This is a genomic window from Streptosporangium sp. NPDC001559, assembly GCF_042893955.1.
Lineage (GTDB): Bacteria > Actinomycetota > Actinomycetes > Streptosporangiales > Streptosporangiaceae > Streptosporangium.
Genome location: NZ_JBIAVG010000008.1, coordinates 343,759 through 358,000, shown reverse-complemented (window position 1 = coordinate 358,000; position 14,242 = coordinate 343,759). Strand labels below are relative to the sequence as shown.

Annotated in this window: 5 protein-coding genes; 3 read left to right on the top strand and 2 right to left on the bottom strand. The window is 68.1% G+C overall.

The window, feature by feature from the left end; translation table 11 throughout:
- Window positions 1-316 precede the first annotated feature (316 nt).
- On the bottom strand, window positions 317-1,084 hold the full coding sequence (locus tag ACFYY8_RS20495) for a DeoR/GlpR family DNA-binding transcription regulator (RefSeq protein WP_390043058.1): 768 nt from the start codon (window positions 1,082-1,084) through the stop codon (window positions 317-319).
- 470 nt (window positions 1,085-1,554) lie between these two features.
- Entirely contained in the window at window positions 1,555-2,244 is a 690-nt protein-coding gene (locus tag ACFYY8_RS20490) for a hypothetical protein (RefSeq protein ID WP_390043056.1), read from the bottom strand.
- A 513-nt stretch (window positions 2,245-2,757) separates the two neighbouring features.
- Here ACFYY8_RS20490 and ACFYY8_RS20485 point away from each other — a divergent pair.
- From ACFYY8_RS20485 to ACFYY8_RS20475, 3 genes are all read left to right on the top strand, one after another.
- A complete protein-coding gene (locus ACFYY8_RS20485) occupies window positions 2,758-5,274 on the top strand; it encodes a DUF262 domain-containing protein (RefSeq protein WP_390043054.1) in 2,517 nt (838 codons plus the stop codon).
- Window positions 5,275-6,216: 942 nt separating this feature from the next.
- Entirely contained in the window at window positions 6,217-11,400 is a 5,184-nt protein-coding gene (locus tag ACFYY8_RS20480; RefSeq protein ID WP_390043051.1) for a DEAD/DEAH box helicase, read from the top strand.
- Window positions 11,397-14,222: a helicase-related protein gene (locus ACFYY8_RS20475; RefSeq protein WP_390043049.1), complete on the top strand. Its 2,826-nt coding sequence runs from the start codon at window positions 11,397-11,399 to the stop codon at window positions 14,220-14,222. Before ACFYY8_RS20480 ends, ACFYY8_RS20475 begins: the two co-directional genes overlap by 4 nt.
- The last annotated feature ends 20 nt before the right edge of the window (window positions 14,223-14,242 follow it).

The following is a 14,242-nucleotide window of genomic DNA, read 5'->3' as shown; positions in this document are numbered from 1 at the left end:
TTGTCGTCGTCCATAACCTCGTTATGGACTCCTCCTCCGCCTCGCGGCGCGTCCACCCGGACGATCCGCGCTACGGCGAAGATCCACGAGGCGGGCCTAGGGCTCTCCGGGACTCGGACTTTCCTGGGTCTCAGGCTTTCCGGGTCTCAGGTCGTGGGACCCGGCGTCTGGGCCGTGTCGTTTGTGGACTGTGCCGTTTTGGTGCCTCGCCGTACGGCCTCAGGGCTTCTCTTGGTTCGTGGTCTCGCGGGCCTCGCGGGCCTCGCGGGTCTCGTCGATCTCGTCGGTCTCATGGGCCTCGCGGGTCTCATGGGTCTCACGGCAGGACGACCACCCCGCCTCCGCGAGTGACGGCGTCTCGAATGCTCGGTGGTGGCTCGGTCTCCGTGACGAGTCCGGCGAACTCCTCGATACCCGCGACACGGTGCCGGGCGATCCTGCCGAACTTGCTCGAATCGGCCAGCACGAAGGAGCGGGCGGCGTTGCCGTGGATCGTCCGGCGCACGGCGATCTCGTCCAGGTAGTAGTCGGTCAGCCCGGCGACGGCGTCCACGCCTCCCGAGCCGAGGAAGGCGACGTCCGGGTTCAGGTCGGCGAAGAAGGCCTGCGCCAGGGAGTTCGACAGTGCGAGGTCACCGCTCCTGAGCCTGCCCCCGGAGACGAGGACCTCGACGCCGGGGCGCTCGGAGAGCTCGGCGGCGACCAGGAGGGAACAGGTGGCCACGGTCCCGGTGAAGTCGAGCGGCAGGGCGCGGGCCACGTCCACGGCGGTGGTCCCCACGTCGATCACGATCGTCTGGCCCGGCCGTACGAGCGCCGCCGCGGCCCGGCCGATGTGCCGCTTGGCCTCGGCGGCGGTTCCGGCCCGCTCGGTGAAGGAAGCCTCCTCCCCGGAGGAGCGCCCCGAGGCGACCGTCGCGCCGCCGTGCACCCGCGCCAGCCTGCCCTGACGTTCCAGCAGGACGAAATCGCGGCGGATCGTCTCCACGGAGACCTTCAGCTCGCGCGCCAGCTCCTCGGTGCTGACGACCCGGGAGGCCCGCAACGCCTCTCCGATCCGCGAGTGCCGCTCAGCGGGCAGCATGGCTGCCCGCTTCTGTGGATTTCTGTGCCTCCATGACGGGAAGTATGGTTCGCTGTGGTTTGAAGGTCAATGCAGAAGATTGAGACAAAAGAACTTTTTGTCCAAATCTTCACCAACGTGGGGCGGTTCGTGGGCTGTGGGGGCGGGTGTGGCCGGTGGTGCCGGTGGCTCGCGGCACCTCGACGGGGCGTGGGGCCTTCCTCGGGGCCGTAGACACCCCCGGCCCGCCGAGGTTCAGGGCTCGGGCCTTCCCGTGGGCCTTCATCGGGCTTCCCGGGACCCCACGTTCCTGCCGGACTTGAGTCTTCGCTGTGGGTTTTCGCGGATCTGGGGATCCTGGGCCACGTGCGGCCCTGGGGTCTTCGCGGGTCTGGGCTGTGGGCCTCCTGTGACCTCTCGCCGTGTGGCCCTCTGTGAGGCTTATGCGGGGATTTGTTGAGGTTTTTGGCGGTTTAGCTCCATGGTCGTGGTCAGGCGGGCTGCTTCGGCCACACGACGATGTCGACCGGGACCCCTTCCTCCCCCTCTGGCCCGGCGACCCGCACGAAGGCCACGTTGTCGACGTTCGTCCACATGCAGAAGGCCGTCCCCGGAGCCGCGTGCCCGAAGACGTGCCCGGCGGGCAGGCCCACCCCCAGTGCCTCCACACACTGAGCCCGGGTGGGTGCCTTCGGCGCGGACCACACAACGGAGACAAGAGCCTGGCCGACCATGACCCCACGGCCGGGCCGCTTCTCGTACAGCAGGTCCTCCCAGCTGGGGTCCGGAGGAGTGTGGTCCACGTCAAGCCCACTTCCGGTCAGCATTCGGGTGCCCTGGTACTGCGCTGTCCGGTCTTTCGGGATGGCGGACGGCGTCACCGGTTTCCCGGTCATGGTGGGACCCTCGGTGAAGGAGGCCTGTGTCGAGGGGCTCGTCGCCTCCGAAGGGGTAGCCCCTCTTGAGAGGACGGCCCCTCCTGGGGAGGTGGCCTCTCCTGAGGGGGCGGCGGCCCCTCCGCTCCCGCCGGACTGTGGCCCGAGCAGGACCGCCGAGACCCCGATGACCGCGGCGACGACCGCCCCGCCCGCGCCGATCAAAGCCGTCGTGATGGCCGTCCTGCGGCCCGTGTTCCCACCGTCCGAAGTCGCCTGGTTCTTGGATTCGTCGCCGTCCGCCACGGTCGGATGTCCTTTCCAAACCTGAGCCGTCTGTCATCCACGGCCGGCGGACCTCCACCGGTGCCGCAGGACTGACCGGATCAAGGAACAGGGATCGAGGCGACTCTAATGCGGCAAAAGGCAGACGTCATTAAGGATTCCAGGCTGTAACCAAACCTGTCCGCAGTAGCCGGATTTATCGCAATTTATGCATACTTTTCGCCTTTCTGGCTATTTGGCGCACCGGAGACGATCAGCCCTTCCGGTAGGCGTCGCCTCGACGCCTGTCACAGGACACCCAGATGGTGTGCTCCGCCAGGTCCGCGCAGCGCGAAGTGATGAGCAGTACCCGGGAGTGCCCAGATCAGATCCGTAGGGGCTATTCGGCACGACTTCCGACTCTTCTGAAGATCTGCCAAAAGTGTCCGTGGGGGGTTGTACCTTCGAATCCCCTTGCCAAGATCTGGTCACAGCGAGACCACGACCTGTAAGGGGAACGTTCTCTGCTCGGTGTGACGTTCCGGAAGGGTTGATGTGAAGGCCAACGAGACGACATTACGGAATCTCATCGGTGGGGAGCACCAGTTGCTCGTCCCTCTCTATCAGAGGCCGTACGCTTGGGAACGCGAGCAGCTCGCGCGGCTGTGGAGCGACATCGAACGGCAGGCGGACGGGCTGCAGAGAGGCGCGGACGCCGGTCACTTCCTCGGCTCCGTGGTGCTGGCCCCCGCGCCGGGCAACGCTCCCGGGCAGTCTCGCTGGCTGGTGGTCGACGGTCAGCAGCGCCTGACCACGCTTCTCCTCGCGCTGTGCGCCCTGCGGGACTACCAGGCGGCAGAGGATCCACTGCACCGTGATCGGATCAACGACCTTCATCTCCTCAACAAATACAAGCCCGGTGACATGCGGTACCGGCTGCTTCCCACCCAGGTCGACCGGGAGGCCTTCAAGGCGTGCGTCGAGGGCTTGCCGTACGGTGGCGCGGACAGCAGGGTCGGAAGCGCCTACCAGTTCTTCCGCACCAAGCTGGGCCAGATCGACGACCCCGCGGACCCGCACGACATCACTCGTGTCGAGGAGGTGGTGCTCGACAGGCTCACTCTGGTCCAGATCGTGGTGGAGAAGGACGACAACGCCTTCCGTATTTTCGAGTCCATCAACAACACCGGGATGCGGCTGGGACAGGTGGACCTGATCCGCAACTACGTGTTCATGCACCTGCCCACTCAGGATCAACACGTCTACGACACATACTGGCGTCCGATGCACGACCTGCTCGGAGCCAAGACGATGGACCAGCTGATGTATCTCGCCCTGGTGCTGGAGCTCGGCGAGGACGCCCAGTACAACGACACCTACCGCGGCCACCAGGAGCTCCTTCGTGCGGCGACCGCCGATCCCATGACTAAGGAGGAGCAGGTCACCCGGTATGTGAAGGATCTTGCCCGGCGGGCCCGGTACCTTCACCGGATTCTGGAGCCGACAGGCGACGGAGAGATCGAGGAGCGACTGCGCTTTCTCATCGACTGGAAGGGAACAACGGCTTACCCCCTGGTGATGCGCTTGCTGGAGTTGGCCGACAGCGGCTTCGCCACCGACGACGAAGTCGCCGAGAGCCTGCGATACGTCGAGAGCTTCCTGGTGCGTCGCCTCATCGCGGGAGTGACCACGGGCAACCTCAACAGGATCTTCATGCGGCTCACCCGCGCTCTGACTGAGGAGGAGCCGGTGGCGGACATCGTGCGGACCACGTTGTCGGCCGCACGCCTTTACTGGTCGTCCGACGAGGAGTTCCGGCGAGACATTCGGCAGCGGTCTTTCTACTGGCAGGGTCGTACGGCGCAGCAGAAACTGGTGCTCCGCCGCTTGGAGGAGACCTACGGGTCCAAGGAGCCAGTGGACATCGCCGACAAGAAGATCACCATCGAACATGTCCTCCCACAGAGCCCGACCGCCGATTGGCTCGAGGGGCTGCTCGGTGAGGAGATGGGAGACGCGGAACTGGCGCACAAGGAATTGGTGCACACTCTCGGCAACCTCACGCTGAGCGGCTACAACTCCGAACTCGGCAACATGTCCTTCGCCAGAAAACGTGACTTCCTGGCTCGTAGCGGCCTGGCGATGAACCAGGAGATCGCGAGGCAGGAACGGTGGGGCAGGGAGGAGATCCTCGTCAGGGCCGACTCGCTGGCCGAGCGGGCGATCGAGATCTGGCCAGGACCGGTCGACGCCGCTCCGGCCGGTCCGTCCAGGGACTGGACGCTTGTGCACGCCGCTCTCGCGACGCTCCCGCCGGGGACCTGGACCACGTACGGTGATCTGGCCGAGCTGACCGGTTCCCACGCGAGGCCGGTGGCCTCGCATCTGGCGGCGTCGAATGTGTTCAACGCTCACCGTGTTCTCAACGCTCAGGGCGCGGTCTCGCCGGGATTTCACTGGCCGGACGAGAGCGACGGCAGGAACGTGCACGACGTTCTCCGGGCCGAGGGCGTCAGATTGGACGACGTCCTCAGAGCCGACCCCACCCAGCGGATCTCCGCCAGGGAACTCGCCGAACTGCTGGGGCTTCCCGGCGCGGAGGATCTCGGCGAGGCTGACCTGAACGTCGGTGACGTGGAGGAGATCGGCGCGTGGGAGCAGCGGTTCTTCCAGCAGCTCGGAGAGGCCAGCGGCCCGCAGGCGGCGGGCGCGGTGTCACGCGTGCTCGACCACTGGAGGGCCCGTGGGGGAGAGGTGCAGTTCGGCCGCTCGGCCGGCGCCTCTTGCGCGCCGGTCATCAGACGAGGTGATGAGCAGTTGTGCCCTTTCCGTTTCTACGCCAAGACGGTCGAGGTGCCGTTCGGCGTTCTCAAGAAGCGCACTCCCTTCAACGATCCGACTCTCCGTGACGAGCTCAGGTTGTTGATCAACACGGCGCCTGGCGTGGACATCCCAGCGGCCAAGCTGGAGCTGTTCCCCTCCTTCAAAGTCACGCTGCTCGTACAGGAGGCGGTCTGGGACGTGCTTGTCTCCTGCCTGGACTGGTTCTCCGCCCAGGTCAGGACAGAGTGACGGAACGGCTCGGGGCGAGACGGTGAGACCTCGCGTGCCAGGTGATCGACGCCTGGCACGCGCCCCTGTCGCGGTGGCAGGAAGACGCTTGGGGAACCACGTCAGGAAAGGACGAGGTCCTTGCGAGCACGGGTGCAGGTGACGAATAGCCAGCAGCGCTCCCGCGTTTGCACGGTCCCACGCCCACCTGGGCGTCTGCGTGTTCCCAGACCAGCTCCTCCAATTCTCCCCGCTGGGTCGAGGAGCTGGCCAGGAGGGTGCGGCGCGTGGACATCCGACTTGTAGCCGACAGTGAGTCGAATTCACCGTTCATCTCGCTGTGGGGCAGGTCGGGGCTTCAACGCATGGTCTCTCCGTCGTCCAGTAACTGATTTTCAACGGGGTGGACCTGTGCGGACTCACCGTTTCGGTCACGGTGGACGTCGCATGATCCTCCAGCATCACGAGGTCACCCAGTTCGATGACGCCGGTGGCTATGTCCACGGTCATACGGCGGCGCCTGGCCTACTCGTAGGCGTTGCCGTGGGCAGCACGTACAGACCGCTCTAGCCCGGGCGAGTACGGCGCCCCGTCAGAACCGGGTGATGCGAATTATGCGCATTCACCTGTCGCGGGCGTTATTCACCGATTCGAGGTGTAGTCCGGCTTACATGACCTCGTCGGACTTCGGAAAGCCTCGATGATCTGGTCCTGAACCGTTTTATCGAGCTTAAGGAGGTCCCGGTAGGCGCCGGTTCGTGCCATGTGCTGCCTCTCCGGGCTCTCGTTGTCGTTAACTCGTGATCATAACGGTGTTGCATAACATCTCTGATCTGGTAATAAATTACCGTTCAACTTTCCGTACTGGATCGGGTTTTTTCGGCCATACCCTCAAGGTGGCCTATTTCGGCATGCGTGAAAAGAGTTTCGGTCCTGTCGGCAATAAGGGGCTGCTGTCCGTAAATGGATGTCTTCCAGGTGCACGATCGGCTCATCGCCGACTACGACAGGTTCACCACGTCGCTGGTTCACGTCCGCGACAGCCGTATCGCTCGGCATCTTGAGGACGAGCGAGAGGTCCGTGCCCGATGGCCGCACCCGTGGGTCTCGCTGAACCCCAGCTTCGCCGGCGGAAGCACGATCTCTGAGCTGGTTGAAGCAGGGCTGCTGCATCCGACCTGCGAACGCCTCTTCAGGATCAAAACTCATGGGAACGATCCAGGGGAGTGGCCGCTCTCGCTCCACCGCCACCAGCGCGAGGCGGTCGAGGCGGCCGGAGACGGCGACAGCTACGTCCTCACCACCGGAACGGGATCAGGCAAGAGCCTCTCCTATATGGTCCCGATCGTCGACTCCGTCCTGCGTGACCCCGATCCCGGCCGCGTTAAGGCGATCGTCGTATATCCGATGAACGCGCTGGCGAACAGTCAGCTCCACGAGCTGGAGCGCTACCTGGAGTGGGGGGTTCCCCAGGACGCACGGCCGGTCAGTTTCGCCCGCTACACCGGCCAGGAGGACGAGGAAAAGCGAAATCGCATTCTCCGTCAAAAGCCGGACATTCTTCTCACAAACTACGTGATGCTCGAATACCTGCTCACCAGGCCGGACGAACGCAGAGATTTGATCGGGGCCGCACAGGGGCTGCGCTTTCTCGTCCTGGACGAGCTGCACACCTACCGGGGGCGGCAGGGCGCCGATGTGGCGCTGCTCGTACGGCGGCTGCGCGACGCGTGTGACACGCCGAACCTGCAGTGCGTGGGCACCTCGGCCACGATGGCGACCACCAGGACCTTCGCCGAGGCGCAGAAGGTCGTGGCCGGCGTCGCCACCCGTCTGTTCGGCACCGACATCAGCCCCGACCGGGTGATCGGCGAGACGCTCGTCCGTGCCACGAGCGACAGCACGCCGACGCCCGCCGACCTCGTCGGCGGCATGGCCAAGGCCGGGAGCGGCCGTTCCTACGCGGAGCTGACCGACGACGCGCTCGCCACCTGGATCGAGTCGGAGTTCGGGCTCGCGACCGAACCCGGGAGCGGCCGGTTGGTCCGGCGTCACCCCGAGAAGGTCGCCACGGCCGCCGAGAGGCTGGCCGACGTCACGGGCCGCCCGGAGGAGGAGTGCGCGAGCGCGATCGAGCGTCTCCTCCAGGAGGGAGCGCGGGACCCGCATCCGGAGACCGCGCGGCCGCTGTTCGCCTTCCGCCTCCACCAGTTCCTCTCCAAGGGAGACACCACCTACGTCAGCCTGGAACCCGAGGATCGCCGCCACATCACCAGCCAGTACCAGGTCAGCGTCCCCGAACATCGGGAGAAGATCCTGCTGCCCCTCGCCTTCTGCCGGGAGTGCGGCCAGGAGTACCTGGTCGTCACCAGGAACGCCAAGAGTGGCGGCGGAGGCTACAGCGCCCGCCAGGAGGCCAACGTTTCCGGTGGCGACGCGGTCAACGGATATCTGTACGTCAGCACCGAGCATCCCTGGCCGGTCGACCCGGTGGAGGCGGGCAGGCTGCCGGACTCCTGGCTGGAGCCGTCGACCGACGGATACACGCAGGTGCGCCCGTCGCTGAGCGACCGTCTCCCCCGCGAGGTGTGGCTCGGTCCCGGCGGCTCGGAGGTGCCCGCCGGACAAGGACTCCAGGCCTGGTATGTGCCCTCGCCGTTCCGTTTCTGCCTGCGCTGCCGGGTGTCCTACGAGCAGAGCCGGGGACGTGACTTCGCCAAGCTGGCCACCTTCGCGACCGAGGGCCGCAGCTCGGCGGTGTCCATCATCAGCGCGAGCGTTGTGCGCAGCCTCCGCGAGCAGCACGAGAGGGAGCAACTCGACGAGGAGGCCCGCAAACTGCTCACCTTTGTCGACAACCGCCAGGACGCCAGCCTCCAGGCGGGCCACCTGAACGACTTCGTGCAGGTCACCCAGCTCCGCGGCGCCCTGTACCGCGCGGCGCTGGCCGCCGGCGAGGAGGGGTTGCGTCACGACGAGGTGGCCCAGCGGGTGGCGAGGGTGATGGACCTGCCCCTCACCGTCTTCGCGCAGAACCCCGAGGTGAAGTTCGGCCAGCGGGACGCCGTGCTCAAGGCGCTCCGCGGTGTCCTCTCCTACCTCGTCTACCTCGACCTCGAACGCGGCTGGCGCATCACCATGCCCAACCTGGAGCAGACCGGGCTGCTCCGCTTCGACTACGTGGCACTCGACGAGATCGCCGCCGACACCGAGTACTGGGAACGCACCCACCCCGCGCTGCGCACCGACGACCCGGCGCACCGTGCCGAACTGGCCCGCATCGTGCTGGACGAGATGCGGCGGGCGCTCGCCGTCGACGTGGACGAGCTCACCCCCGAGGGGTTCGAGCGGATCCAGAAGCAGAGCGACCAGAACCTCACCGGCGCCTGGGCACTCGCCGAGGGCGGCAACCGCGATACCGCCCGCACCGTGTTCGCCCGCCCCGGACGCCCCGGAGAGAGCCGGGACCGGGTCAACTTCACCGGCCGCTCCGCGCTCGGCAGCTACCTCCGCCGCGCCGGGATGTTTCCCAATCACGGCCACAAGCTGACCGTCGACGACGCCCAAGCGATCATCGTCGATCTGCTGTGGGTTCTGGAGAAGTACGGCCTGCTCACCGAGGTTCAGGAGAAGCGCGACGGAGTCAAGGGCTACCGCCTGAAGTCGTCCGAGCTCATCTGGCGGGCCGGGAACGGCGAGACCGGTGCTCCCGACCCGCTCAGGAAGACGGTCGACCCGGAGGTCGGCACCCGCGTCAACACCTTCTTCCGTGACCTCTACGCGGAGGTCGCCACCGGGCTGACGGGCATCCACGCGGCCGAGCACACCGCCCAGGTCCGCGCCGAGGACCGCCAGGAACGCGAGCGACTGTTTCGCGCGGGGAAACTGCCCCTGCTCTACTGCTCGCCCACCATGGAGCTAGGCGTCGACATCGCCACCCTGAACGCGGTGGCGATGCGCAACGTGCCTCCGACGCCCGCCAACTACGCCCAGCGCTCCGGGCGGGCGGGCCGGAGCGGACAGCCGGCCCTCATCACCACCTACTGCTCCACCGGCAGCTCCCACGACCAGTACTACTTCCGGCGCAGCCGCCTGATGGTCGCCGGAAGCGTCCAGCCGCCCCGCCTCGACCTGACCAACGAGGACCTGATCCTCTCCCACGTGCACGCCATCTGGCTGGCGGAGACGGGCGCGCACCTGCACAGCAAGATGGAGGACGTGCTCGACATCTCACGTGTCGACACACTGCCGGTCCGTGAGCACATCCGGATCCAGCTCGCCGACGACAACGCGCGCCGCCGGGCCGTACCGCGCGCCGAGCGCATGCTCGCCACCGTCGCCGAGACGGAGCCCCTGGACAGGACCACCTGGTGGGACGAGGGGTGGGTGGAGCGGAAGGTACGCGGCGCTGCGGAGAGGTTCGACGCCGCCTGCGACCGGTGGCGCGACCTGTACCGCGCGGCGATCGCCGAGCAGGCCGAGCAGAACCGCCGCGTCCTGGACCACGCCTCCACCTCCGATGCCCGTCGGCGGGCCCAGGGGCGTCGTCTCCAGGCGGAGAACCAGATCAGGCTGCTCAAGAACGAGGACACCGAGCAGCAGTTCAGTGACTTCTACACCTACCGCTACTTCGCCTCCGAGGGTTTCCTGCCCGGCTACTCCTTCCCCCGTCTCCCGCTCGCCGCCTACATCCCCGGCCGCAGACAGCGCGGCAGCTACGTGCAGCGTCCCCGGTTCATCGCGATCGGTGAGTTCGGCCCGGGCGCGCTGATCTACCACGAGGGCCAGCGCTACCAGGTGACCAGCATCCAGGTCCCGGCGGGGGAGTCTGGCGAGGTGGCCACCGCCGAGGCGCGGATCTGCGCCGAGTGCCGCTACTGGCACGCCCGCGAGGCGGGCGTCGACCGGTGCGAGGAGTGCGACGCCGAGCTGGGCGGCTCCCTCGGCGGCCTCATGCACCTGCAGACCGTGCACACCGCCCGCCGCGAGCGAATCTCCTCCGACGAGGAGGAACGGCGCCGCGCCGGATTCGAACTGGTCACCACCTACCGGTTCAGCACCCACGGCACCCGCTCGGGACGGCTGCAGGCCGACGTGGAGAGCGCCGCCGGCCGTCCATTGGCCGAACTCGTCTACGGCGACACCGCGACGGTCCGCGTCATCAACCGGGGAGCCAAAGGACGCCGCAACCGCAGCGACATCGGCTTCTGGCTCGACCCGGTCCGCGGCCGGTGGCTGAGTGAGTCCAAGGCATCGGAGCGGACCCCGGAGAACGAGGGGCTGACCTCCGCCGAGGACGCCCAGCGCGTGCTGAAGGTCGTCCCGTACGTCGAGGACAGCAAGAACATCTGCGTGATCCGGCTTGCCCAGCAGGTCACCGAGGATGTGGCCACCACCCTCCGCTACGCGCTGGAGCGCGGCATCGAGGCCGAGTTCCAGCTGGAGGACGCCGAGCTGACCAGCGAGGAGTTGCCCGACCCGCTCAATCGGGCACGGATGCTGTTCATCGAGAGCGCCGAGGGCGGGGCGGGCGTGCTGCGCAGGCTTCACGACGAGCCCGACGCGCTGCGGCGGGTGGCCCGCAGGGCGCTGGAGATCATCCACGTGGACCCGGACACCGGAGAGGACCTGGGGCACGCCCCCGGCGCGCGAGAGCGGTGCGAGCTGGGCTGCTACGACTGCCTGCTCTCCTACACCAACCAGCTCTGGCACGCCGAGATCGACCGGCACTCGGTCGTGGGAATCCTGCGCGAGCTGGCCTTGGCCGACACGAAGCCCACCGGTGGCCACGCCTCCGCCGAGGAACACGTCGACAGCCTCCGCGACTCCTCCGGCAGCGACCTGGAACGCCGGTTCGTTGACTTCCTCAGGGCGGGTGACCACCGCCTGCCGGACGCCGCCCAGGAGATCCTCGCCGACGCCAGGGCCAAGCCGGACTTCGTCTACCGCACCCAGGGGGGCGACGTCGCGGTCTTCGTCGACGGCCCCCACCACGACGACGCGTATGTCGCCGAGCGCGACATGCGGGCCGAGGACCGGCTCATGGACCTGGGCTGGCTGGTCATCAGATTCCGACACGACGAGGAGTGGGACGAGATCGTGCGCAGGTACCCGAGCGTCTTCGGCACCGGACGGAACGGCCGATGAGCTACACCGTCGGCTCCCTGGTGGCCGCCCGGGGCCGCGAATGGGTCGTCCAGCCCGGCAGCGGCGGCGACTTCCTGCTCGCCCGCCCGCTCAACGGCGACACCGACTTCGAGGCCTGCCTGTTCGCCGACGAGGTGATCGACGCCACCTTCCCGCCGCCCAGCCCGCAGGAGGTCGGCGACAGCGTCGCCGCCGGATTGCTCCGTACGGCGCTGCGCATCGGGTTCACCTCGGGGGCCGGTCCTTTCAGGTCACTGGCGTCGATCGCCGTCGATCCACGCCAGTACCAGCTCGTCCCGCTGCTGCTCGCGCTGCGCATGGAGACCGTACGGCTGCTCATCGGCGACGACGTGGGCATCGGCAAGACCGTCGAGTCCGCCCTGATCGCCAAGGAGCTCCTGGAGCGCGGCGAGGCCTCCGGGCTGACCGTGCTCTGCTCCCCGGCCCTGGCCGAGCAGTGGCGCGACGAGTTGTGCGACAAGTTCGCCATCGAGGCCACCCTGGTGCTCGCCTCGACCGCCAACCGCCTCGAACGAGACCTCCGCCACGATGAGACGATCTTCGACAGGCACCGGTACACGGTCGTCTCGACCGACTTCATCAAGGCCGACCGTCGCTACCAGCAGTTCGTCCGCACCTGCCCGGACCTGGTGATCGTCGACGAGGCGCACACCTGCGTCTCGGCGGGCTCCTCCAGCAGGCAGAGCCAGCTCCGCTACCGGCTGCTCAAGGAGATCGCCGACGATCCGCTGCGGCACCTCATCCTGGTCACCGCCACCCCGCACAGCGGCAAGGAGGACGCCTTTCGCGACCTCGTCGCCCTGCTCGACCCCGCCCTGGCCACCGTCGACCTCGACAGCGCCAAGGGACGCGAGCAACTCGCCAGGCACTTCGTGCAGCGCCGCCGCCGCGACATCCGCAAGTTTCTTCGGGAGGACTCCCCCTACCACCAGGAGACGCCCTTCCCGCAGGACCGTCACGTCCGCGACGTCTCCTACTCCCTGACCGGCGAGTACGGCAAGCTCGCCCGGCAGGTGCTCGCCTACGCCCGCGAGACGGTCCGCAAGCCGGGCACCGAGCTGCGGCAGCGGGTGTCCTGGTGGTCGGCCCTCGCGCTGCTGCGCGCCGTCGCCTCCTCCCCGAGGGCGGCCGCCGCGACGCTCCGGACCCGTTCGGCCACCGTCGCCGCCGAGACCGCCCCGGAAGCCGACGAACTCGGACGCTCCAGCGTGCTCGACCTCACCGACGAGGAGGCCCTGGAAGGTCTCGACGCGGCGGCGGGAGGGCTCGTCGACGAGGACGACGGCACCTCGCCGGAAGGCGAGCGGCTCAGGCGGCTCGCCCGCGCCTTCACCAGGATCGAGGGTGTCGCGGAGGACGCCAAGCTCGCCGCGCTCGTCGACGAGGTCAAGGCGCTGCTCGCCGACGGCTACGACCCGATCGTGTTCTGCAGGTTCATCCCCACCGCCGAGTACGTCGCCGAGCACCTGGCCAAGGCCCTCGGCAAGAAGGCCCAGGTCCGCCACGTCACCGGGCAGCTCCCGCCGGAGGCCCGCATCGCCGCCATCGAGGAACTCGGCGCCGAACCGGGCCGTCACGTCCTGGTCGCGACCGACTGCCTGTCGGAGGGCGTCAACCTGCAGGAGCACTTCCAGGCCGTGATCCACTACGATCTGGCCTGGAACCCGACGCGCCACGAGCAGCGGGAGGGCCGCGTCGACCGGTTCGGGCAGCGAAAGCAGACCGTCCGCGCCGTCACCATGTACGGCCTCGACAACGGCATCGACGGCGTCGTGCTCGACGTGCTCATCCGCAAGCACCGCGCCATCGCCAAACGGACCGGCGTCGCCGTTCCCGTCCCCAGCGGTGGAGACGACGTCATCAAGGCACTCGTCGAGGGCCTGCTGTTGCGCGGAGACAACGACCAGGACCAGCTCGACCTGGACTTCGGCGTCACCAAGACCCGTGACCAGATCCACCGCTCCTGGGAGAGCGCCGCCGACCGCGAGTCCAAGGCGCTGACGAAGTACGCCCACTCCGGCGTCAAACTCGACGAGGTCGAGCGCGAGGTCGCCGAGATCCGCGCCGTCCTGGGCAGCCCCGCCGACGTGGCCGGGTTCGCCCGCCACGCCCTGTCCGACTTCGGGGCGATCATCGACAACCGGGTCGAGGGCTTCACCGCCGACACCAGGCAGCTGCCCATCCCCGTACGGCACGCCCTCGGCCTGAGCTTCAACGGCAAGGCGCCGGAGCTGGTCTTCCACCCCGACATCCCGGCCCCGCCCGGCAGCCACGCCCTGGTGCGGACCGACCCCCTGATCCGCGACCTCGCCCGGACCGTCTTGGACTCCGCCCTCGACGCGGAGGGACCGGCCAGGCGCTTCGGCGTCGTCCGCACCGGCGCGGTGGCCACGCGCACGACGGTGCTGCTGGTCCGCTACCGCTTCCACGTCACCCTGCCGGGCCGCACCGGGACGCGCACGATCATCGCCGAGGACGCCCAGGTGCTCGGCTACCGCGCCACCGAGGACGGGCGCGAGTGGCTCGGAGACGCCGAGGTGTCGGACGTGCTCGGCTCCCGCCCGGAGAACACCCTGCGCGCACTCGTCGAGCGCACCGCGCAGCGCGCGGCCGAGGAGATTCCCTCCCTCGACGACGACCTGCGCGCCCGCGGCGGGGCCCTGGCCGCCAGGCTCGCCGAATCCCACCTGCGTGTCCGCAGCGCCGTCGGCGCCACGGTGAGAGGACTGAAGGTGACCGCCGCCCCCAAGGCCGACGTGCTCGGCGTCTACGTCTACCTCCCGGCCGGCGGTGCCCGATGAGGAACTTCGCCTACCTGGCC

Bases quoted from the DNA above. Each gene is read 5' to 3' on its own strand.
- ACFYY8_RS20475 (WP_390043049.1), top strand. From the start codon at position 11,397: ATGAGCTACACCGTCGGCTCCCTGGTGGCCGCCCGGGGCCGCGAATGG.
- ACFYY8_RS20480 (WP_390043051.1), top strand. From the start codon at position 6,217: ATGGATGTCTTCCAGGTGCACGATCGGCTCATCGCCGACTACGACAGG.
- ACFYY8_RS20495 (WP_390043058.1), bottom strand. From the start codon at position 1,084: ATGCTGCCCGCTGAGCGGCACTCGCGGATCGGAGAGGCGTTGCGGGCC.